Annotated in this window: 19 protein-coding genes; 10 read left to right on the plus strand and 9 right to left on the minus strand. The window is 44.5% G+C overall.

Annotated features, from left to right (window positions below; genetic code table 11):
- From lptB to C4S61_RS18970, 8 genes are all read left to right on the plus strand, one after another.
- Positions 1-738, plus strand: a complete 738-nt coding sequence (lptB, locus tag C4S61_RS18935) for an LPS export ABC transporter ATP-binding protein (RefSeq protein ID WP_103926361.1) — start codon at positions 1-3, stop codon at positions 736-738.
- Complete coding sequence (locus C4S61_RS18940) at positions 739-2,259, plus strand: GH3 auxin-responsive promoter family protein (protein ID WP_103926362.1); 1,521 nt, start codon at positions 739-741, stop codon at positions 2,257-2,259.
- Between the two features lie 247 nt (positions 2,260-2,506).
- Positions 2,507-3,448, plus strand: coding sequence for a lytic transglycosylase domain-containing protein (locus C4S61_RS18945; RefSeq protein ID WP_103926363.1), 942 nt, complete (start codon positions 2,507-2,509; stop codon positions 3,446-3,448).
- Between the two features lie 31 nt (positions 3,449-3,479).
- Complete coding sequence (locus tag C4S61_RS18950; protein ID WP_103926364.1) at positions 3,480-4,754, plus strand: M24 family metallopeptidase; 1,275 nt, start codon at positions 3,480-3,482, stop codon at positions 4,752-4,754.
- Positions 4,755-4,863: 109 nt separating this feature from the next.
- The gene (uvrA, locus tag C4S61_RS18955) at positions 4,864-7,695 is read left to right on the plus strand and encodes an excinuclease ABC subunit UvrA (RefSeq protein WP_103926365.1); all 2,832 of its coding nucleotides are present in this window, start codon (positions 4,864-4,866) and stop codon (positions 7,693-7,695) included.
- Positions 7,696-7,778: 83 nt separating this feature from the next.
- Entirely contained in the window at positions 7,779-8,831 is a 1,053-nt protein-coding gene (locus C4S61_RS18960) for a sensor histidine kinase (protein ID WP_103926380.1), read from the plus strand.
- A 14-nt stretch (positions 8,832-8,845) separates the two neighbouring features.
- Complete coding sequence (locus C4S61_RS18965; RefSeq protein ID WP_103926366.1) at positions 8,846-9,580, plus strand: LytR/AlgR family response regulator transcription factor; 735 nt, start codon at positions 8,846-8,848, stop codon at positions 9,578-9,580.
- Between the two features lie 125 nt (positions 9,581-9,705).
- Entirely contained in the window at positions 9,706-10,461 is a 756-nt protein-coding gene (locus C4S61_RS18970) for a LytR/AlgR family response regulator transcription factor (RefSeq protein WP_103926367.1), read from the plus strand.
- 214 nt (positions 10,462-10,675) lie between these two features.
- On the opposite strand, the gene C4S61_RS18975 is transcribed toward C4S61_RS18970, so the two are convergent.
- The 4 genes from C4S61_RS18975 to C4S61_RS18995 form a co-directional block, all read right to left on the minus strand.
- Positions 10,676-10,906: a hypothetical protein gene (locus C4S61_RS18975; protein WP_103926368.1), complete on the minus strand. Its 231-nt coding sequence runs from the start codon at positions 10,904-10,906 to the stop codon at positions 10,676-10,678.
- A 235-nt stretch (positions 10,907-11,141) separates the two neighbouring features.
- A complete protein-coding gene (locus C4S61_RS18985; protein WP_103926370.1) occupies positions 11,142-11,483 on the minus strand; it encodes a type II toxin-antitoxin system PemK/MazF family toxin in 342 nt (113 codons plus the stop codon).
- Positions 11,467-11,703 carry a hypothetical protein gene (locus C4S61_RS18990; RefSeq protein WP_103926371.1) on the minus strand — a complete coding sequence of 79 codons (237 nt, stop codon included), beginning with the start codon at positions 11,701-11,703 and terminating at the stop codon, positions 11,467-11,469. The genes C4S61_RS18985 and C4S61_RS18990 overlap by 17 nt, the downstream gene beginning before the upstream one ends.
- 99 nt (positions 11,704-11,802) lie before the next feature.
- The gene (locus C4S61_RS18995; protein ID WP_103926372.1) at positions 11,803-12,096 is read right to left on the minus strand and encodes a nucleotidyltransferase family protein; all 294 of its coding nucleotides are present in this window, start codon (positions 12,094-12,096) and stop codon (positions 11,803-11,805) included.
- A gap of 438 nt (positions 12,097-12,534) precedes the next feature.
- On the opposite strand from C4S61_RS18995, the gene C4S61_RS19000 reads away from it, so the two are divergent.
- Entirely contained in the window at positions 12,535-12,930 is a 396-nt protein-coding gene (locus C4S61_RS19000) for a hypothetical protein (RefSeq protein WP_103926373.1), read from the plus strand.
- A 155-nt stretch (positions 12,931-13,085) separates the two neighbouring features.
- Positions 13,086-14,423: a matrixin family metalloprotease gene (locus C4S61_RS19005; protein ID WP_262495033.1), complete on the plus strand. Its 1,338-nt coding sequence runs from the start codon at positions 13,086-13,088 to the stop codon at positions 14,421-14,423.
- Between the two features lie 150 nt (positions 14,424-14,573).
- On the opposite strand, the gene C4S61_RS19010 is transcribed toward C4S61_RS19005, so the two are convergent.
- From C4S61_RS19010 to C4S61_RS21925, 5 genes are all read right to left on the minus strand, one after another.
- Positions 14,574-15,923, minus strand: coding sequence for a PhoH family protein (locus C4S61_RS19010; protein ID WP_103926375.1), 1,350 nt, complete (start codon positions 15,921-15,923; stop codon positions 14,574-14,576).
- A gap of 218 nt (positions 15,924-16,141) precedes the next feature.
- Entirely contained in the window at positions 16,142-19,078 is a 2,937-nt protein-coding gene (locus C4S61_RS19015; protein ID WP_103926376.1) for a DEAD/DEAH box helicase, read from the minus strand.
- Positions 19,079-19,282: 204 nt separating this feature from the next.
- Positions 19,283-19,903 (minus strand): lipoprotein signal peptidase, encoded by a 621-nt coding sequence (locus tag C4S61_RS19020; RefSeq protein ID WP_103926377.1) that lies wholly within the window; start codon positions 19,901-19,903, stop codon positions 19,283-19,285.
- 5 nt (positions 19,904-19,908) lie between these two features.
- Positions 19,909-23,286 carry an isoleucine--tRNA ligase gene (ileS, locus tag C4S61_RS19025; protein WP_103926378.1) on the minus strand — a complete coding sequence of 1,126 codons (3,378 nt, stop codon included), beginning with the start codon at positions 23,284-23,286 and terminating at the stop codon, positions 19,909-19,911.
- 301 nt (positions 23,287-23,587) lie between these two features.
- On the minus strand, positions 23,588-23,755 hold the full coding sequence (locus C4S61_RS21925; protein ID WP_160111276.1) for a hypothetical protein: 168 nt from the start codon (positions 23,753-23,755) through the stop codon (positions 23,588-23,590).
- Positions 23,756-23,964: the final 209 nt, after the last annotated feature.

Raw genomic sequence — 23,964 nt, forward strand, 5'->3', positions numbered from 1 at the left:
ATGATGCTACGAGCCGAACACCTCGTCAAAATTTATAAAGGCCGCCGAGTGGTCAATGATATTTCCGTACAGGTAGAGCAAGGGGAAATCGTAGGCCTTTTGGGACCAAACGGAGCAGGAAAGACCACTTCTTTTTATATGATCGTCGGCTTGATTCAGCCAAATGAAGGGAAGATTTTTCTTGAAAACCTTGAAATCACGAGCCTGCCCATGTACAAGCGTGCCAAGCTGGGAATTGGCTATTTGGCACAGGAGGCATCGGTTTTTCGCAAGTTGTCAGTGGAGGAAAACATCCTGGCAGTTTTGGAAATGACCAAAATGCCGAAACCCGAGCAGAAGGAAAAGATGGAAACCCTTTTGGAAGAATTCAGCTTAACCCATGTCCGAAAAAATCTCGGGATGGTGCTTTCGGGTGGCGAGCGGAGACGGACTGAGATAGCCCGTGCTTTGGCAGTAGATCCCAAGTTTGTCTTGCTTGATGAGCCATTTGCCGGCGTAGACCCGATTGCTGTAGAAGAAATCCAGACCATCGTAGCAAAGCTCAAAACCAAAAATATTGGCATATTGATCACCGATCACAATGTCAATGAGACATTGTCTATCACGGACCGGGCTTATTTGATGTTTGAAGGACAGCTACTCAAGGCTGGAACTGCCGAGGAATTGGCAGCTGATGAGCAGGTCCGAAAAGTTTATTTGGGAAGTAACTTTGAGCTGAAACGCAAAATTTTTAAATAAATGGAAGTGATCAACAGCTTCATGACCTGGATTTTTAAAAACCGAATAGGTCAGATCGAAAATTTTAAGCAAAATCCAATTCAAGTTCAGGAAGCTACTTTTAGAGAGTTGATCGAAGCAGGAAAGCGCACGGAATTTGGGAAAAAATATGGGTTTGAGCAGATAAAAACCTATGCGGATTTTGCCCGGCAGGTCCCGGTCTTTGACTATGAATCCTTTAAGCCGTTCATCGAAAAAACGATGCAAGGCAATCAGAATGTCATTTGGAATACGGATATCGAGTGGTTTTCGAAATCATCCGGGACTACGGGCAGCCGAAGTAAATACATTCCGGTTTCGGAAGAAAGCCTGGAAGAATGCCACTACAAAGGAGGAAAGGACATGTTATCGCTGTATGTCACGGCATTTCCGGAATCCAAGCTTTTCACCGGAAAAAGTCTGACTATAGGGGGTACATTGGAGAAAAATCCATTGAATCCTCAAGGTACAGCCAAAGCGGGAGATGTCTCTGCGGTGATTATGCAGAATCTACCGTTGTGGGCACAGTTTGCCCGGACTCCCTCGCTTGAGACCGCGCTAATGGGCGAGTGGGAGGCCAAAATCGAAAAAATGGCTCGGGAGACGATGAATGAAAACGTAACCTGTATTGCAGGAGTGCCGACCTGGACGATCGTTTTACTTCGCCGAATTCTTGAATTGAAAAAGGCAAAAAATATCCTGGAAGTCTGGCCAAATCTGGAGGTATTTTTTCATGGTGCGGTGGCATTTGGCCCCTATCGAAGCCTTTTCAAAGAATTGATTCCTTCGGACAAGATGCACTACATGGAGACCTACAATGCCTCAGAGGGTTTTTTTGGTATTCAGGACCAACTGGATTCCGATGAGCTTTTGCTATTGCTTGACTACGGGATTTTCTATGAATTCATCCCCATGGAAGAGTGGGAAAAAGAAGATGCGCAGGTTGTCTCCTTAAAAGATGTGGAAATCGGAAAAAACTATGCCATGGTCATCACGACAAATGGAGGGCTTTGGCGATATAAAATAGGTGATACGGTGAAGTTCACTTCGACTTTTCCTTTTAGATTCCGGATTTCAGGGCGAACCAAGCATTTTATCAATGCCTTTGGAGAAGAGGTGATCGTAGAAAATGCGGAAGCGGCAATCCAATTTGCAGCTGAGAAAACCCATTCCACCATCGTCAATTTTACAGCAGCACCGGTTTATTTTGAGGGGAATGGGTCCAATGGTGCGCATGAATGGATCGTGGAGTTCAGCACGCCACCGGCGGATTTGAAAGAGTTTATTTTGCTTTTGGATCAAAAACTCAGAGAAGTCAATTCAGATTATGATGCCAAGCGCTACAAAGATTTGGCGCTGAAACTTCCGATCCTTCATCAGGCTCCCGAAGGCCTTTTTGAAGCCTGGCTCAGCAAAAAAGGCAAGCTAGGCGGTCAACACAAAGTGCCAAGATTGTCTAATTCGAGAGAATACTTGGATGAGATATTGGAGATGATGAAGTGAATTCAATACAAAAAACCAAAGCGAAAATTAGTCTTAAAGATTGAAATTTTTGAAAGCTTGTGGTGGATAGAGTTGTTTACGGAAAACAATTCTTAATTCTGTTTTTTTAAAAACAAAAACAAAAATTGTTCTTTCTAGAAAACAATTTTCTTCTTCGGATGAATTGCCCGATCGATCTTTGAGCGATTTTTCTGACCGTTTACAAAACACCCTAGGAATCCATCTGATCTGGTTTTAACTTGAGTCTATGACCAGAAATCACCTCTTTTTCATTTATTTTCTTCTTTTCATTGCCATAGGTTTGGGAGCATGGGCGATTCTGAAAACTCCAACTATCCAAGGCAACGCTGAGATTCAGATGGACGAAAGATCTTATCCGGTACAGGTATTTACAGTTACACGGGATTCCATTCGGCTCTTTGACATTCCAAAAGAGCTGGACTTTGCGGGAGAGAAAGTTCCACTGGAAAAAGGTGACATCTTCGAGCGACTGGAGCGTGAGATCTATGTCAATGCCTATTGGGAGTCCAATATGATCCTTTTGCTCAAACGCTCTGCGAAATACCTTCCGGAAATCGAGCGGATGCTGAAAGAAAACGGAATTCCGGATGATTTCAAATATGTGGCTATTGCCGAAAGTGCACTGATGAATGTGGGTTCCCCAGCCGGAGCGAGGGGATTTTGGCAGATTATGGAAAGTACGGGCAAAGAATATGGCTTGGAAATCACTAATAACGTGGATGAGCGCTACCATTTTGAGAAGTCAACTTTGGCAGCCAGCAAATACATCAAAAAAGCACATGCGAGGTTTGGGGACTGGACCGCGGTGGCCGCGAGCTACAACATGGGGCAGGCTGGATTTAGCCGAAGACAGGAAGAGCAGCTGCATGACAATTATTACGAACTATACCTGAACGATGAGACGAGTCGCTATCTTTTTCGCATACTTGCTTTCAAGGTGATTTTTGAGAATCCGGGAGCTTTTGGATATCACTTTAGGGAAAGTGATTACTATAAAAACCCGACATTCAGAACGATTCGAGTAGAGGAGGATATCAAGGATCTTGCAAAATGGGCGAAAGATCAGGGTAGTTCCTACAAGGATCTGAAGCTGTATAATCCATGGTTGAGAGATCGCAATCTCAATGTAAGAAGAGGGAAAACCTACGAAATAATCTTACCAGAATAAGGATTAGTCAAAATCACCAAAACCGACCAAAATGAAACGAAGGAATTTTATTCAGGCTTCTGCCTTAGGAGTAGGCACCTCCCTTTTTGCAGGCAGTTCAGCCTTTGCAGGATCTAAATCCACAATGTTCGATTTTCAATTAGACCAATTGACTTCTTGTGTCGCCGATATTGTCCCTATTTCCATAGCCGAAAGGAAATCCAGGATCTCAAAAGCACAGCGCCTCATGGAGGAAAAAGGCTTTCGGGCAATTGTACTGGATTCTGGCACTTCCATGAATTATTTCACGGGGATGACTTGGGGACAAAGCGAACGACCCATGGTAGCCGTTATCCCTGCCAAAGGCGAGGTGAGTTACGTTTGTCCTAAGTTTGAGCAGGACAGATTGGAGGAGCGAATTATTATTGGCAGTGATGTTTATCCTTGGGAAGAAGATGAAAGTCCTTACGAACAAATCAAACAAGTAATCCTGGATTCCGGAGCGACCTCCGGCAAGATTGGTATTGAAGAGCGGGTGCGTTTTTTTATCGCCGACGGATTGCGGCAAGTGGCTACCAATTTTGAGTTGGTCAGTGCAGATCCGATCGTCATTCCCTGTCGGATCATCAAGTCTTCGGCAGAGATTGCATTGATGCAGCGTGCCACGGAATTGACCATCGAGGCAATGACTTTGGGTTTTTCCGCGCTGAAAGAGGGAATTAGCCCTTCCGCATTTTCATCCGCAGTGTCCCAAGCACACCAAAAGATGGGCGGTCGACATGCCTTTGCCTTGGCTAATTTTGCGGAGGCCTCAGCTTTTCCACATGGCACTTCGAGACCTCAGGTGTTGAAGAATGGGGATGTCGTTTTGGTCGATTGTGGATGTACCGTTGAAGGATATAATTCAGATATCAGTCGTACGATTGTATTCGGAGCTGAACCAACAGCCAGGCAATTGGAAATCTGGAATCTGGAAAAAGAGGCTCAAGCGGCTGGTTATCGGGCAGCCAAAATCGGGGCGACGCTTGGAGACGTGGACGCTGCTGCACGAAAAGTGATTACAGACGCAGGATTTGGACCCGATTACAAATTGCCGGGTTTGCCCCATCGTACAGGACACGGTATCGGGATGGATGGCCACGAATGGGGCAACGCTGTCCGGGGTAATACGCAAATCCTCGAACCGGGCATGTGTTTCAGCATCGAGCCAAATATTTCTATTGTTGGAGAATTCGGTATCAGACACGAAGACTGTGTGTACATGACTGAATCAGGGCCGGTTTGGTTTTCTCAGCCCAGTCCCTCGATTTCTCAGCCATTTGCTTAGAAAATTCCCGAGAACCAAGTTGCCTGGTTTCAGGTTACAAGGTTGGGGTTTTGCTTCGCGCTTCCCCTTAAAAAATTGTACCTTCGCCGATTAATAATTCCGCACTTTCATGAGTCAATCCCCTGCTTCACAGGAAGAATATATTGAAATTTTTGGAGCCCGAGAGCATAATCTTAAAAACATAGATGTAAAAATCCCACGAAACAAGCTGGTAGTCGTCACCGGTCTGAGTGGAAGTGGAAAAAGTTCTTTGGCTTTTGACACCATTTACGCCGAGGGGCAACGCCGCTACATGGAGAGTTTTTCGGCGTACGCGCGTTCGTTTTTGGGTGGAATGGAGCGTCCCGACGTGGACAAAATCAACGGACTTTCCCCTGTCATTGCCATAGAGCAAAAGACCACCTCCAAAAACCCCCGATCGACGGTAGGTACGGTGACCGAAATCTATGATTTCATGCGTCTGCTTTATGCCCGGGCAGGAGAAGCTTACTCTTACCTGACCGGAAAGCGGATGATCCGTCAGACGGAAGATCAGATCATTGAACAATTGTTCTCGAATTTTTCGGGGAAAAAGCTGTATATCCTTGCTCCTGTAGTCAAAGGAAGAAAAGGTCACTACCGGGAGCTTTTTGAGCAGATTCGAAAAATGGGCTTTTCCAAAGTCCGGGTTGATGGCGTAGTGATGGATATCGTGCCCAAAATGCAAGTGGACCGCTACAAAATCCACGACATTGAGATTGTCATCGATCGGATCATAGCTGATGAATCCGATCGCTTTCGAATTACCCAATCGCTCAAATCCGGACTTCAGCATGGAAAAGGGGTCATCATGATCCGGGAGGAAAACGGCGACGTCCACCATTTCTCCAAGTACCTGATGGACCCGGAAACAGGCCTTTCCTACGATGAACCGGCACCCAATGCCTTTTCTTTCAACTCACCTTATGGGGCCTGCCCGACTTGTAATGGATTGGGGATTATCGAAGAAATCACAAGGGAAAGCATCATTCCGGATCCAAGTCTGAGTATCACCCGCGGAGGAATAGTGCCGCTTGGAGAATACCGTGATATTTGGATCTTTAAGAAAATAGAAGCGATACTCAAGCACTACAAATGTAGCATGAGTACGCCGATCAAGGATCTGCCAGGCCACGTGGTGGAGGTTTTGCTTTTTGGGGACAAGGTCGAAGTAGCTGTTGATTCGGTCAAATATCCCGGTACGAAGTGGAATACCACATTTGAAGGCATTGTCAATTTTCTTCAGAAATATCAGGAAGGCAGCTCAGACAAAATCCAGGATTGGGTGTCGGAATTTACTGTGACCAAAACCTGTCCGGACTGCGAGGGCTACCGACTGAAAAAAGAAGCTCTGCATTTCAAGATTGACGGAAAACACATCGGCGAACTGGCAATGATGGATATTCAGGGTCTTGCCGAATGGTTTGAAGGATTGGAAAACCGAATCACCGAAAAGCAGAACCTTATCGGGGTAGAAGTGCTAAAGGAGATCCGAAAGCGAATCGGTTTTTTGGTGGACATCGGATTGAATTACCTTTCCCTAAACCGTCCGCTAAGGACGCTCTCCGGCGGCGAAGCTCAACGAATTCGGTTGGCTACACAGATCGGAACTCAACTGGTAGGTGTCTTATATATTTTGGATGAGCCGAGCATTGGACTCCATCAGCGGGACAATGAAAAGTTGATCAAAGCACTTCAGAGTCTTCGGGACTTGGGGAATTCGGTCTTGGTGGTGGAGCATGACAAGGATATGATGCTGGCTTCTGATTTTGTGCTGGACATGGGGCCCGGTGCGGGTCGACACGGTGGATATGTGGTAGCCGCCGGTCATCCTACGGAGATTTTTAACAACGGATCAGTCACTGCCAAGTATCTCAGCGGTATGCGGGGTTTGTCGATTCCGAAGGAACGAAGAAAAGGAAAAGGAACGAGTCTTATACTCAAGGGAGCTAGTGGAAACAACCTGAAAAATGTGACTTTGGAACTTCCTTTGGGTACTTTAATTCTGATCACAGGGGTATCCGGAAGCGGCAAAAGTACGCTGATTCATGATACGCTGTATCCGATCTTAAATCGGGAATTTTATAATTCCAAGAAAGATCCAATGCCGTATAAAAGCATCGAAGGACTCAAAGAATTAGACAAGGTCATCGAAGTCGATCAGTCTCCGATCGGCCGAACACCACGATCAAATCCGGCTACTTATACCGGAGTTTTCTCAGAAATTAGGACGCTTTTTACGGAGTTGCCTGAATCCAAAATCAGAGGATACAAACCTGGTCGTTTTTCATTCAATGTCAAGGGTGGCAGGTGTGAAGACTGCGAGGGAGCGGGAATGAAACTGATCGAAATGGACTTTCTGCCAGATGTGCATATCCCTTGCGAAACCTGCAAGGGTAAGCGTTATAACAGAGAGACACTCGAAGTTCGGTTTAAGGGAAAGTCCATAGCAGATGTTTTGGATATGACCGTCGAGCAGGCGGTTGATTTCTTCGAGTTTCAACCGAAAATCCTCCGAAAAATAAAGACGCTCAGCGAGGTAGGCTTGGGCTATATTACGCTGGGACAACATGCCACTACACTATCGGGCGGGGAAGCGCAGCGGGTAAAGTTAGCCACCGAGCTTTCTAAGAAGGACACCGGAAGGACATTTTATATCTTGGATGAGCCTACGACAGGATTGCATTTTCAGGATATCGAATTGTTGATGGGGGTGTTGCAAAAGCTTGTGAATAAAGGCAATACCGTCCTGATCATCGAGCACAACCTGGATGTGATCAAGGTGGCTGACCGGGTGATAGATCTTGGACCTGAAGGAGGAAATAAAGGGGGAATGATCGTAGTTCAAGGAACACCGGAAGAAGTAGCTGCTCATGCTAAAAGTCATACCGGAAGATTCTTAAAGGCAGAACTAAAACGCTGAAATTGACACCAAAATCAAGCGTCTCGTCCATCTATCAAATTAAAGACCTCCATTCCTCAGTCATGGCTAACTTTAACCCAAGGATGAACAGAGTCAGGCTTTATTGGATGTTGCAGCTCTTGGGCTGGGGAGGCTTTGCCTTTGTCAATATCTTTTTTGCCTCACTTTCTCAGGGAATATCAGCTGTGCAGCTGTGGGCTTTTGTAGTTCTTGCAGCTTTCTATCTGATCTCTACCCATGCTATGCGCCACGTAGTCAAATCCTACGGCTGGTTCAAAATGGGCATTTTTAGACTCTTGGTCCAGACGATTCTGGCATTATTGGCTTTGTCTGTAGTCAATGTTTTGGCACAAATCCTCATCAATCTTGCCTTTGGTACGCTAAACCCGAATGAGGATTTCCGTTCTTTAGTGATAGCGGTCAATCTGTTTGTGAGCTTTTTGTACTACGCATTTTGGTTTTTGCTTTATTTTTTATTTCACTTCCTTGATAATTATAATAATAGTCTCAAGTACGAGGCAAAAATTAATGAAATTAGGCTCAATCACCTAAAGAGTCAGCTCAACCCCCACTTTATTTTCAATGCCCTGAATTCTGTACGTGCCCTGGTGGATGAAGACCCTGAAAAAGCCAAGTCAGCGATCACCCGAATATCGAACATGCTTCGATTTTCGCTGATGATGGACAAAAAGCAGGTAATTGACTTTGCGGATGAACTGTCGACAGTCAAAGATTATCTGGCATTGGAGTCTATTCGCTTTGAGGAGCGTCTGGAGGTGATTTACCAGGTTGAAGAGGAAGCATTCGGCTATAAGATTCCACCGATGATGCTGCAGACAATCGTGGAGAACGGAATCAAACACGGCATCTCCAATCTGGTCAAAGGGGGATTGATTGAGATTAAATGCCGGGAAGGCTTACAGGAAGAGCTGTATATTCAGGTAAAAAATAGCGGATACCTCAATCCCAATTCCTTCAAGTCCCAAAAAGAGGGCGCAGGACATGGTATAGAAAATACAAGACAGCGACTGAAGTTATTATACGGCGATCAAGCGAGTTTTCGGATTTTCAATTCCGGCAACCAATTCGTCATCACTGAAATAAAAATACCAAAACAAAGAGTTACTTTAGAATAACAAACTCAATAACTATGAGAGCAATTGTAATCGATGACGAGCGCCTAGCCCGAAAAGAACTGATCAATCTATTGAATCAACTGGAGACTGTAGAAGTAGTCGGTGAAGCTGTAAACGTGGATGATGCCAAGGAAAAGATCGAACAGTTGCAGCCTGATGTCATATTTTTGGATATTCAAATGCCCGAAAAAACCGGCTTTGATCTTTTGGAAGAATTGGATCACGTGCCTCATGTGATCTTTACTACTGCTTATGATGAGTATGCCCTGAAGGCATTTCAGGTCAATGCGCTCGATTACCTGCTGAAGCCAATCGAACCAAAGCGATTGGAAGATGCGATCAATAAGCTGCTGGGCAAAATAGAAGGAGGATCCAAACGGGATGAGGAAGGCGCCTACGTAAACCAGAAAAAGCTTACGTTGGAAGATCAGGTTTTCGTCAAAGATGGAGACCGATGCTGGTTTGTGAGATTATCCAACGTGCGCCTGTTTGAATCAGACGGCAATTATATCAAAGTTTACTTTGATAACTTCAAGCCAATGATTCATAAATCACTGAATGCACTGGACGAACGGCTGGATGAGAAGTCATTTTTTCGTGCCAGCAGAAAACACATCATCAACCTCGGTTGGGTGGAAGCCATCGAGCCTTGGTTCAATGGTGGCTTGGTAGTGACGCTGAAAGGTGGCGATCGAATCGAGGTAAGCCGACGTCAAGCTGCACGCTTCAAGGAAATGATGAGCTTGTAGCCCTTTCGTAGGCAAAAAAAAGCATTTGATTTTCCAAAGAAAATTTTGACATTAGGGCTACTGTTCCCTATCAAAAATAGTAGAACCCATTTTTGAACCGAATAACCACCCTTATTGCTTAGCTTATGAAAGAAGAACGGATTCTGATTGTCGAAGATGATCAAAGTATTGCGGAAAATATTCAGGAAATACTTGAGCTCTTGGGTTATGTAAATATAGACATAGCCAATTCTGCCAATCAGTGCATTAAAGTGATCAAGAAATACCGGCCTGATCTCATTTTCATGGACATCAAGCTGAAGGGTGATAAAGATGGAATTGAGCTGGGTGAGATTGTTAAGCAAATGGTGGATGCACCACTTGTATTTGTGACCTCCTACAGTGATCCTACGATCATCGAGCGTGCCAAACGAATTTCCCCGGCAGGGTTTATCGTAAAGCCTTTCAATACCAATGATATTCATGCAATTGTTGAAATCGTACTTTACAATAAGCGTACAAAGCCCTCACCGGAAGCTGCAGTAGTAAAGACCGGCACGGAGAGTCCTTTCTTGGTGACTGATGCAGTATTTATCAAAGCTGACAATTCCTTCGAAAGAGTGCAATACGACGATATTTTCTACGTCGAAGCCAATGGAAACATGGTGACGATTTTCACAAAAAATAGAGATTACAGTATCCGAAAGTCCATGAAGGAAATCGAGGATATCCTTCCTTCGCACCTGTTTCTTCGGGTGCAAAAGTCCTACATCGTTCACCTTGGACAGATCGAAAGCTTTAATACTAAAGAAATCACGTTGCTTCAAGGAGGAATCATTCAGGTCGGAAGACAGTACTACAATAGCTTCTTAGCCAAATTGAATACAATCACTGAAAGTTAAGTAAAGGGAGATAAGCCAAAGGCGAAATATGGTAGAGATAAGTCCAACTACGTTGGACGAAATATTGGCTCGTGAGATTTGACTATTCTAAATCACACTTAACCACATTTTAATTCTATCTATACCTTGAAAGAAATAAAAAAGAGGCGGACAGGATCCGCCTCTTTAGATTAACCAAACAATCAACCAAATTAACCCTTACGGATAATTGTCTTTAACAAGTCCCTGATTCTAGGGACTTTTCTGTTTTGTAGCTGTTTACCTGAAGTGCTTCAGGGCCAGATGTAGTATCGAATCCGATCTGTGGAGTTGGTTTAGCAGTTTCAAATCGGGCAGTTTGCTGAGCGATATGGGTTTCAGCTTTCGCTTTGATGACGATGGTAATTGCCATTGCAAGTCCCAGAGCCGCACAGACGTTTTTTTGAGAAAAGATTGCAGTAGTCATGGCAGTAATAATAAGTTGGTTTGTTTTCGTATTGACTGAATATGCCAAAAGACGACCAAACTCTAAAAATGGTCAAATTCAGTTTCAAAGGCGCTTTTTCCAAAAATCACTGTACGGTTCCGTACAGCATACTGCCAGTGGCGGACAAAAACTCTCGAAAATAAAGGTTGCTGTAAAAGGAATTGATTTCTGAACTCTTATCTCAAAAAATCCTCAGCTATCAAGTCAGATTACTTCAAAAATCCAAAATCGCCTGTAATTTTTGTTGAAGTTCAATTGATGTTGAGGGCTCGAGTTTACCTAGCTTTTGAATGAATCGCTGATTGTCCAACCCTCTGATTTGATCCACTAAAATCTCGGATTCTTGATCCAAACCAGTAGTTGAGGTATCGACCCGAACACGAAGAATGTTTTCTTCGGAAGAAAGTGGAGAGGTTATCGGGCAAATCAAGGTTGATGGATGAGCTACCTGATTTAGCAAGTTTGTCTGAATGACTACTGCGGGAAGAATCTTGCCTGGCTCAGTCCCTCGGGAAGGATTCAGGTTAACTAACCAAATGTCATACTGCACCTTCATCTATCAGCCGGTCAAATTCGCTATTGACTTGTAATGAGGATTCTCGGACCATCAAAGATGCCTTGCTGAAAGCATTGGCCAGCTTTTTCCGCTTTTGGTAGCGATTGTAAAAATCCAAGGCATCATTGATGTATCGATTTCTTGGAATTTGCTTTTCCCGAAGAATTTCCTCGGTTTCTTCCAAGATCGTTTCCTTTAGTTTTAGAGAGAGCGTCTTCATACTATCTTGAGTAGTACCTAAAGTATATACTTTTTCTTATCCGACCAAGTTTTAAATCATCGAAAAAAATCAGCACTTAAACCTATACCCAGGCAAAGCTCATTTTTTATAGACGAGCATTCTATCTCGGATTACTTGAGGCCTTATAAGTGGAGAAAGTGCTTCGTTAGAGATCAAATCCACTTTATGGTTTAAAATGTTCTCAAGTTCGGTTTGCATCTGGAAAAATTTCAAGCCGATTTTTTGAGAATAATCCAATTCGACTAAAATGTCAATATCGCTATCAACAGAAGCTTGTTCTCGGCTGAAAGAGCCAAATAAATAAGCTTTCAAGACGGGCTTGTCTCTGAAAGATTGCTTGATTTGATTGAGCTTTGACCTATCTAACTTCATAATAATCAAATCAGTATTTTATCACTTCACAAAGGTGACTTTTATAAAATGCAAAAAGCACAAGCCGGAAGACCTGTGCCAATTTAGTAATCTTTTCAATTTCAAACTTTACAACAACTCATTCGCCAGATTTGCCAATTCGGATCGCTCTCCGTTCCAGCTTGATGTGGGGATATAACAGAATATGGAAAGACAATAATAATCTTATAAATATTTTTTAAGAGAGTAGTAGCGTTTTTAAGAAAGGTTTCGTAATTAACAATAATTAATATGGATATACGGAACTTTGCCAGTAGCTAACTTCGAAGTTCAAATGAACTAGTAAATGCCAATTCTTGGACTTCTTCGGTCTTCCGTATTCGGTCTCCCAGCCCAAAATCAAGGGTATATTCCTCTACTGGCAGAATAGCGTATAATCAGAATAATTAGTCTACTAATATGGGAAATTTAAATAGTGCGGCAAAAATTATCTTTCTTTTTCTTCTGTTAATTTCTTGTTCTGATAAATTTAGTGATTCCCAAAAAGAAATGGCATGCGTTCAGCAAGGTGAAATAATCAAAACTGCAATTAATGCAAAAGGTGTAATCATGAAAATGGAGAAGGGAGGAAGGGAAATTTGGTACATTTTATCAATGGAAGGGGTAATTGGACAAAGTGCTCCTACTTACGATACTAGAGACTTGGTGATCCCTTGTAGTCTTCATAATGATTTTATGAAAGAAGGAGAGTTGGTTAGGTTTTCAGGAAATCTTGCGCTTTATGGAAAGGAATTTATTGAATTACCACACGTGTTTTTAGGGGATTTATCTAAAATTGAATTTATCGAAAATTGAGACGATTTATGAAAGTTGTATTAGGTGTATTTTTGTTTATTCTTTTAGGTAATATTGTAAATGCTCAAGTCAAATATGACAATTGGCCTACATTTGAATCAAACGATTGAATTAAAAGCCAATACGATTCAGATTTTCAGCCATTTTTTAATCTAATTGGAAGAGAGTGGGATCATAGAATTATTACTTATTCATTTCAGAATAGCACTTTAGATATAACCATTATTGCTCAGCGACAGTCAATTCGCAATGCCTTAGATTTATGGGAAGATGTTACCGATATTGTTTTTCTAGAAGTTTGCAATGAAACTAATGCGGATATTGCTTTTTCATGGGGAGTGCAAAATCATAATGATCCAAACCCCATTTGTTATCCAGAGCTAGGTTTAGGTCCATTTGACAATCAAAATGGGGTTTTGGCACATTCGATGGGAGGTCCTGGCCCAAATGATTGCGGTAATCAAGCTGGTGACATTCATTTTGATGACGATGAAACTTGGACAAATGTTTTAAGAAATAATGATTCTCAGCCAATCGATTTGGAAACAGTCGCTGCCCATGAAATAGGTCACTCATTAGGTCTGTTTCATACCAATGTCTCAGGTTCATTAATGGAAGCAGATTACACAGGATCTCATAGATTTCTAGGCCCAGACGATATAGCTGGCATTCAAAGTATTTATGGAACTCCAGCTAACAATAATTTTGTTTCTGGCCCAAATTTCCTTTGTTCTACAAATACATTAATTCTTGAAGATGTTCCTGTGGCAGCAACTGTTAGCTGGACGGTTACTCCGACTAGATTATTTTCAGGTTCCACATCAGGAACAGGATCTTCTGCAACGCTTACCCCATTTCATACCAATACCAGCGGTCAGGCTACTATTACCTTTAATGTAACTACACCATGCGGTTCAGTTCAAATTCAAAGACCTTTTTGGGTCGGGAAGCCTGCAGTACCGGGCCCGATTACTGGAAATACATCACCAGGACCAGGTAGTCTTACGCCTTACTACATTAATAATCTACCAGCAGGAGCGTCATCCATGACTTGGAGCCTTCCCTACTGTGTGGGATGTTCGCAGCCTTGGTCTTTCTATTCCGGCCAAAATGATATTTTGATGACTGCCAATGTGGGAAATTCGGACGGTTATGTTCAGGCAATGGGTGTAAATCCTTGTGGGACAGGTGGTGCTTCGCTGTTGTATGTAACACCATCAGGTTCCTGTGATCCATGCCCAAGAATGTATCCCAACCCAGTATCTAATGAATTGTCCCTAGAATGGATGGACACTGAAGGGTTTGTATTGTCTGAAGATATTGAATCCTACCAAGTAAGTCTCTATAATGCGGTAGGAGGTATAATCCTAACCGAAACGACCAATAATCCTTCCATTAAAATTGATCTTAGCCAACTCAAAAATGGATTCTACTATCTCCATATTGAAAATAAGGATGGCCTGATCCGTAAGCAAATCAGGGTGGAGCGATAGTTATTGAAATTTCTGCGAGCTAAGAAAAGAGAAAAGGCCGTGAAAATTTTTCACGACCTTTTTTGATGGGATTCCCCCGTCTTCGGTCATCCGACCTATTGACCAAAGAAATCAGATCCACAGTCAGAAAAACGCAGATTGAATTGTTATTTACAACAACTCATTCGCCAGATTCGCCAGTTCAGACCGCTCGCCTTTCTCCAGCTTGATATGGGCATAGAGCGGATGATCTTTCACACGATCGATCAGATAAGACAAGCCATTTGATTGTGAATCCAAATATGGCGTATCGATCTGGAAGACGTCACCGGTGAAGATGATTTTGGTGTTTTCGCCCGCCCTGGAAATGATCGTCTTGATCTCATGAGGAGTCAGGTTTTGTGCCTCATCCACGATAAAGAAGATATTGGAGAGCGAACGTCCTCGGATGTAAGCCAAAGGCTGAATCACCAACTTTTCCTGATTGACCAATTCGGTGATCTTCTGGAATTCCTTGTCCGTTTCCTTGTATTGATTTTGGATAAATTTCAGGTTATCCCAGAGCGGTTCCATGTAGGGATTAAGCTTGGACTTGATGTCGCCGGGTAGGTAGCCGATGTCCTTATTGGAAAGCGGAACAATTGGTCTTGCAAGGAAGATTTGCTTATATTCTCTACGTTGCTCCAAAGCTCCCGCCAGTGCCAAAAGCGTCTTTCCAGTTCCCGCCACACCTTGGATCGAAACCAGCTTGATGTCCGGATTCAAAATCGCATGCAGGGCAAACGTCTGCTCGGCATTCTTAGGCTTGATATTGTAAGCCAAGCGCTTGTCCACACGCTCCAATACATTTTCATCTGAATTGAAAAATGCCAAGACGGAGTTCTTGTCGCTTTTTAAGATGTAGTAGGCATTGGACTTCCGCTTTCGAGTGCCAAGTATGGTCTTTGCTTCGATAAACCCCTGCTCATAGAGCTTGTTGATGGCTTCGGGATCGACATTTTCCATCACATACTTTCCGGTGTTTTCGAGTTCGGTGATGTTTTTGATTTTGCCGGTCTCGTAGTCTTCCGCCTGGATATTGAGGGATTTGGCCTTAAGTCGCAGGTTGATGTCCTTGGAGACGAGAATTACCTTTTTGGTTTTTTCTTTTTCCTGAAGATGGAGTGCGACATTAAGAATCTTGTGGTCGTTTTTGTTTTCTCCGAAGATCACATTGGCATTTTTCTCGTTTTCAGGATGATACATCATCACCTTAAAGTCCCCTCTGGTCTTTCCGTTTAGAGGAGCCCATTCATCAATCCGCTGATCTTTGGACAGTTTGTCCAACAGGCGAATAAATTCCCGGGCTTCAAAGTTTTTGGTGTCGTTCCCTTTCTTGAACTGATCGAGTTCCTCCAGCACGGTGATCGGGATCACTACATTGTGCTCAGCAAAATTCATAATGGAGTTGTGTGCGTATAGGATCACGGACGTGTCCAGCACAAAGATTTTCCGATCTTTATCGGACTTGGCTCTAGGCATGCGCAGGTAAATTGTAGTGGTACTCTTTCGAATTAAATTAGAAAAATATCCCCATCAATAGCTAGGAAATACCAATAAAAAATGGTTAAGAATTGTCAAGTTCGGATAGGGGGTTGAAAATCAAAATGATAAAAAAGGGTTGGAAGGTTGCAAAGTTCAAAAGTTGGAAAGTTCGTGAACCCAACTTTGCAACTTTGCCTCCTTACCACTTTCAAACCTTAATCCAACAGCGCCCGAATATCCTCATTGTCCAGACTCTTCATGAAGCTTTCCTCATTGCTGATCAGTTCGCCTGCGATGGCAAGTTTCCGATCCTGAAGCGCCATGATTTTTTCTTCGACCGATCCACGGGTGATGAATTTGTAAATGATGACTTTGTTTTCCTGTCCGATTCGGTGTGCCCGGTCGATGGCCTGTGCTTCCACGGCGGGGTTCCACCAGGGATCGAGGAGAAATACGTATTCTGCTTTGGTCAAGTTGAGACCCACACCGCCTGCTTTGAGCGAGATCAAAAAGACTTTGATGTCTGGATTTTCCTGGAAATTCTCCACTTGCTTTTGGCGGTCTTTTGTGGAGCCATCCAGGTAGGCATAGGGGATCCCCTGCTCATCCAAATATTTCCTTACGATACTGAGATGCCGTACAAACTGACTAAAAACAAGCACTTTGTGATTTTCGGAAATCGTCTCTTTAAGCATGTAGGTGATATCCTCCAGCTTACCTGATTCACCCTCGTATTCTTCCCGAACCAGTTTAGGATGGTTGGCAATCTGCCGCAGTTGGGTCAGGCCACGAAGCAAAGTAAACTGCTGTGAACCCCGACCTGTACCGTCCAATTCACCGATGATTTTTTCCCGATAGTAGCTCTTCACTTCTTCATATATATTCTCCTGGGCAGCGGTCATATTAGAATATTTCACATTCGTGAGCTTTTCCGGCAGATCCTTGGCCACTTGAGATTTCAATCGGCGAAGGATAAATGGCTTGATCATCGCATTCAGACGGACCGCCTTTTCCTTGTCGTTTTGCTTTTCGATCGGGAGGAGATATTGTTTTTTGAACAGATTTTGGTTGCCAAGCAAACCCGGGTTCACAAAGTTCATCTGGGACCAGAGGTCCATTGTTCCGTTTTCGACCGGAGTACCCGTCAGGATTAACCTTCGCTTGCTTTTCAGTTTGTTCACAGCTACAGCGATGTTGGACGTCGGATTTTTGATGGCTTGTGACTCATCCAGGATCACATAATTGAAATAGAAATCCTTCAGAATATCCACATCCAACCGCACAATACCATAGGAAGTCAGGACAATATCATAGCCACGGAATTTCCAGGGATCTTTGATTCTTGAGGCACCTGAATAAACCATGATTTTCAATTTCGGGGTGAATTTCCTGGCTTCCAGTTCCCAGTTGTAAATCAGCGAAGTCGGCATCACCAGTAGCGATGCAAAACCGGGATTTTCCTCCCCCTCATGTGCCAAAAGCGCCAAGGTCTGCACTGTCTTCCCCAGACCCATGTCATCTGCGAGGCAACCGCCAAACTGATATTCATTCAGAAAGCGCAGCCAATTGTAGCCCGCATGCTGATAGGGCCGGAGGATTCCTTCGAAACTCTCAGGCAATTCATAGTCCTCGATCGCATCAAACTTCCGCAGGCGCTCCAGTTTCAGGCTGAGATTAAGCCGAACCAACTCCCCGTTTTGTAGTTCTCGGGCAAAGGCCAGATGATGCTTACGAAGCACCAACTCTTCGGAGGATCGCTCCTCGATGAAGTTGAACAGCTCCGAATAATTGACAAACCAGGAAGCAGGAATTACCGCCACTTCGCCGTTGGGAAGTTCAAATTCGGTCTTCCCCTGTATGATCAGTTTGCGAATCTTGGCAAATGGCACCAGGTAAATTCCGAATTTGATCAATGCCTTGACATCAAACCAGTCGATGTTTTCATTGATTTCGATGGTGATTTGTGCTTTGCCAATATGGTAGGTTTTCCCATTGAGGCTGCCACGTTGGACTATTTTTATCTTATTTTCCTCGAGGTAGTCCTCATTTGTACCCAGCCATTCGAATGCTTTGGTTTTGGGCAGAGAAAATTTCCCGTGATTGAAGACCATTTCCTTTTTCTTCAGAATGGTCTCGAATTTCTTCTCCACCTGTGGAGTGCGTACAGTTTTCCAGAAAATAAATTCCCCGTCTTTTTCCTCGAACCGACAGGAATTTCCATTGCTTTCACCGTCTTTGGTGAGAATGCCAAAATCGTATTCCCCGTATCTAAAGCGAAGTTCAAACACGATCGATTCTTCATTGAGGCTTTCAAGTTCCTCGCCGAATAGGTTCTCTTTGGAGCCACCAGGCAATTCATTGAATGCTAACAAGGCCTGGGGAGTCCCCTGCTCGGTATTGATCTGGAAGCCCGTGCCGACGACTTCAAATTGAGTAATCAGGTTGTTGACAAATTTTCGATAGTACTCCAGTTCAAACTTGCGCTCCACCATGATTCGGCTTTTGTTGAGAAAGGGTTGAAGTTTTTTACCGTCTATTCCTTTTTCGAAATGATACAACTGTTCCTCGACTATCAGCCAGGCGGGATCTTTGCAGACCAGGTAGCCACCCTTATGTTGCCATTCCAGTTTTTTACCGCGAAATTTGACAATGGGATAGTATTGCGTATTGAATTCTCCCTTGTCAAAATGGAAAATTACCGTGGCACGTTCTGCATTGACTTTTATTTCTTTCCACGTCGGATTGTTGTCAGATCCCATTTCAAAAAGCCGCTTCCCAATCAAAAGGGGAAGAATTTGCGAGCGTTTGATTTCCAGATTTTTTGACACTAACTCCTGGATGACTGGGTCGGCAGTTTTAGCATCGTAGATCTTTGCCAAAAACTCCTTGGGTTTGATATTCCCTTTCTTCATGTAGGGCTTGATCACTACCTCAGGCTGCATCGAATCCATGATCCTAATCAACTTATAATCGGCTTCGTCCAGGCCGGAATCAAATTCGGAAGCATTGGCAGAACTGATGTTCTGATTGGCAAGGGAAAGTCTCCCTTTTTCATCCAATTGGACTACAAAAGATTCAAAAAGCAACCCCAAAAATTCATGGCTGAAGATGGAATATACTATTTGAAATGGTTGATCAGAATTAACTATCATTAGTAAGTATATAAGTTATATAGCTCAAGAATAATCTCCTTTAACTATATAGGATAAGATTGGGGTTAGCTCAGAAACATACAAGTTGAAAATTACTTAAAAAGAGATTTCTTTTTATGAAATGCCGGATTTATTTGGGAAAAAAATAAAAAAAAGCCTGATTTTTTGAAAAATCAGGCTTAGATCTTCGTTTTTTTCTGCTGGTTAAGAAGAAAGATCGCTCCCCCCAACAGAAGACTCTTCCTTTTTTTCCGGAAAAAACCGGTTTTGATAGATCAAAATAATTGCAACTCCCACGAAAATGGAGGCATCTGCAATATTGAAAATCGGCCACAATGCCGTGTAGCTTCCTCCCCAAAAGGGTATCCAATCCGGTATGTACCCCTCCCAAATATCGAAATAAAACATATCAACCACCTGACCATGAAACCAGGGTGTGGGAGCATTGTAAGGGGCATTATTTAGCCAAACCCCGTAAAATACAGAGTCTACCAAGTTTCCGATGGCCCCACCAAGTATCATCGAGATGCAGGCAATATATACCGGGTGGTTTTTCTTTTCGATGATATAGTATAAATAATAGCCTATGCCGACCATCGCTACCAATCGAAAAGAAGTCAGGATCATTTTACCATATTCCGAACCCAGTTCCATTCCGAAAGCCATCCCCGGGTTGGTAGTATAGTGCAGCTTAAACCAATCTCCAAAAATCGGAATCTGGCCCGGCGTACCAAAATCCATCTCGAAATGTACCCACATTTTGACGATCTGGTCGAGGGCGATCACCAAAAAGGCAATTCCGAAATATTTTACGTAGTTGTTCATCTGATTCAGGCTGAGGCCTTTTCTACTTTTACCGCTAATTCAAAATCATCCATGTCCAAGACGGTCCCGTTGTTAACCAAACCGAGGGTTAAGTTTACCGCCTGAGTTTCTGATTGGATATATTCTCCGAAAGAGGAAACTGCGGCTTTCACCAGGTCGTTCTCCTCAGACACCATGATCCTGATTTTATCCTGTACTTCCAATCCCATCTCCTTGCGGAGATTCTGGATACGGTTGACCAGGTCACGGGCCAGGCCCTCCTGCTTCAATTCCTCGGTCAAGGTCACATCCAAGGCTACAGTCACGCCTTGATCAGACGCCACAGACCAACCCGGAATATCCTGTGAGGTGATCAGGACTTCTTCCAAAAGCAGCTCGATTTCTTCTCCCTCCACGGTAATACTGAGTTTTCCCTCACGCTCGATCAGGGCGATTTCCTCCTGTCCCCAGGAATTGATCGCCGCGACCACAAATCGCATTTTAGGTCCCAGTTTCTTACCCAAAACCGGTAAGTTGGGTTTCACATTTTTCACCAAAATACCCGAGGCGTCATCGAGGTATTCCACTGCCTTGATATTCACTTCCGATTTGATCAATTCCTGCACATGCTCGATTTGAGCCTGGGTTTTCTTGGACAATACCGGAATCAGGATACGCTGAAGGGGCTGTCGAACTTTTAGTTTTTCCTTTTTGCGAAGCGAATGTACCAACGAAGAAATCGTCTGAGCCAGATCCATGCTTTCTTCCAGATCAGGATTGATCAGCGAATGATCCACCGAAACCCAATCGGTCAGGTGAACCGATTCCAGGCCGTTTTCGCTGGTTTCGTGGAGGTTTTTGTACATCCAGTCCGCATAGAATGGTGCAAAAGAGGACATCAATTGCGTCAGACTGAGTAAGTTTTCGTAAAGCGTCTCGTATGCTGCCTGCTTGTCTGCATTCATATCCCCTCTCCAGAATCGCTTCCTTGCCAGTCGCACGTACCAGTTGGACAGCTGATCCACCGTGAAGTTCATGATCGCACGGGTAGCCTTGGTCGAGTCATAATTGTCCATTGCATCCTGGACCTCTTGGATCAGGGACTGAAGTTTGGAGATGATCCATTGATCCAGTTCGGCACGTTCGGTGACCGGCACCGCCTTGGACTTGTCGTAGACAAAGGCGTCCAAATTGGCGTAGAGTGCAAAGAAATTATAGGTATTCTGAAGCGTGCCAAAGAATCGGCGCTGGACTTCTGCCACCCCGTCGAGGTTAAACTTCAGGTTGTCCCAGGGATTGGCATTGCTGATCAGGTACCAGCGCAAAGCATCCGGTCCGTATTCTTTCAAGGTCTTGAATGGATCCACCGCATTGCCCAGTCGCTTGGACATCTTGTTTCCGTTTTTGTCCAGGACAAGGCCGTTGGCAATTACGTTTTTGAAGGCCACGCTGTCAAACAGCATTACCGCAATCGCATGCAGCGTGAAGAACCAACCCCGGGTCTGATCCACCCCCTCGGCGATGTAATCGGCCGGATAGTTGGCGGTGAAAATATCCTCATTCTCGAATGGATAATGCCACTGCGCATAAGGCATGGCTCCCGAGTCAAACCACACGTCGACAAGATCCGACTCGCGAAACATCTTTTCCCCTTTTTCTGAGACCAGAATCACATCATCCACAAAAGGTCGGTGGAGGTCAAGTTCCTTGCCTTCATAGGGAGATTTTGCCATAAAGCCTGCTGCCACCGACTTCTCGATCTCAGCGTTCAGTTCCGCAATGGAACCGAGGCATTTCTCTTCCGTCCCGTCGATTGTTCTCCAGATCGGTAGCGGAGTACCCCAAAATCGGGATCGGCTGAGGTTCCAGTCTACCAGATTTTCCAGCCAGTTGCCAAATCGGCCCGTTCCGGTCGCTTCAGGTTTCCAGTTGATCGTCTTGTTGAGTTCGACCATCCGCTCCTTATAGGCGGTGGTTTTGATAAACCAGCTTTCCAGCGGATAGTAGAGGATCGGCATGTCCGTTCTCCAGCAGTGCGGATAGGTGTGTTCGTATTTTTCGACCTTGAAGGCCTTGTTTTCATTTTTGAGAATGATCGAGATGATGACGTCCGTGTTTTTGTAGTCGGCGGCCGATTCGTCATCCTTCGGGTAATTTTTCACAAAGAAATCATTCGCACCGTATTCCTTATGGGCTGTGATTCCGTGTTCTTTCATTTTTGCGGCGAGGTATTCTCCTACCACAGGCAGGAATTTCCCCTGTCTGTCTACGACGGGAATCTCATTTCCGAGTTCATCCTTCACGAATACTCCCGGCACCTTATGCTGCACCAAGGTTCGAAAGTCATCCGCACCGAAGGCCTTGGCCAAGTGCACGATTCCCGTACCGTCCTCGGTGGTCACGTAATCGCCTGCGATCACGGTAAAAGCAGGATGAGGCAAGGCCAATTCTGCGATCGGAAACAACTGTTCGTATTCCCAGCCCAGCATCGCTTTGCCTTTGAACTCCTCGATCACCTCGTAGGGAATCAATTTGTCGCCAGGTTTGTAGTCTTCCAGCTTCAGTTCGGCGGCTTTGGGATTGAAATATGCCCCCATTCTGGCTTTCGCCAAAATCACCCTTACCGCCTCGTAGGTATAGGGATTGAAAGTCCTCACTTTCACATAGTCCAGGTTTTCGCCGATGGCCAATGCCGAGTTGGATGGAAAAGTCCATGGCGTAGTCGTCCAGGCCAGGATGTAGGTGTTTTCTTCCCCTTTCAACTTAAACTGCGCCGTGATCGAGGTGTCTTTTACATCTTTGTACGTGCCCGGCTGATTCAGTTCGTGCGAACTCAAGCCCGTACCCGCAGCAGGTGAAAACGGCTGGATCGTGTAGCCTTTGTACAGCAATCCTTTGTCATACAGCTTGCGAAGCAGCGCCCACAAGCTCTCGATGTAATTCGAGTCAAAGGTGATATACGGGTCATCCAGGTCCACCCAATAGCCGATTTTCTCGGTCAGGTCATCCCATTCATGCTTGAATCGCATGACTGTCTCCCGGCACTTTTTATTGTACTCCTCCACGGAGATCTTCTTCCCGATGTCCTCTTTGGTGATGCCCAGTTCCTTTTCCACTTGGAGCTCCACCGGCAATCCATGCGTATCCCAACCGCCCTTTCGCTTCACCTGAAATCCGCGCAGGGTCTTGTAGCGGCAGAAAATATCCTTCAGCGCCCGCGCCATCACGTGGTGAATCCCCGGAGTGCCATTGGCCGAAGGCGGTCCTTCAAAAAAAGTAAAAGTCTCCGCTCCCTCCCGGTTGGCGATTGACTTTTCGAAAATCTGATGCTCTTTCCAATACTGAAGGACATCCTCCCCGATCTGCGGGTAGTTGACCTGCTTAAATTCCTGGTACGTTTTCAATTTCTGTGGTCTGATAAACTTGAAGAAAAGGAGCTTTTGGGCGTGCCCCGCCTTGAAAAAAGGCGGGTCGGGCTATCCGCTGTATCCCGTCTCCCCGATTACCATCGGGGTGCCGGGATGCCGCTTCTATCCCTCACGCGGGGCATCCCGCTCAAAACAAGGCACAAAGATAGAAGAATTGGGCTTTGGAGAGAAAGAAAATGCGAATACCACTTGGATTTACTCCTTTACAGATCAATTCAAAATCACCTGGGGTTCATCGGTAATTTTTGTCAAGCCTTGGACGATCATTTTTCGAAGGTTAAAGTGCTTTTGAATTGGGTTGGTCTTTTCTGAAAATTATTCTGTTCGATATAATGGCACTCTGATACCAGTCACCGCCAGGCTTTTCAAAGGCAGCATTCGAGGCGAAGGAGAGTTCAAATTCTACCCTTCCGGAATCCCGTACAGCTGCCGGGAGTAATTCCATTTTCCTATAAGTTCAACCCTTTCAGGGTTGTCGTCCTCGTTATCGTTTACATTTTTCCCCAGGTTGCACCTAGGGCTATTGAAAGGTTCGACCACTCCGTGGTCATTGTTTTCGATTCATGACCATTTAGACCTATTGATGGTTCAAATTCCCGACCCCTGACAAGGGGTCAAACCTCTCAATAGCCGCGGGTGAAACCCGTGGACAAG

This window comes from Algoriphagus boritolerans DSM 17298 = JCM 18970 (assembly GCF_900108085.1).
Classification (GTDB): Bacteria; Bacteroidota; Bacteroidia; order Cytophagales; family Cyclobacteriaceae; genus Algoriphagus; species Algoriphagus boritolerans.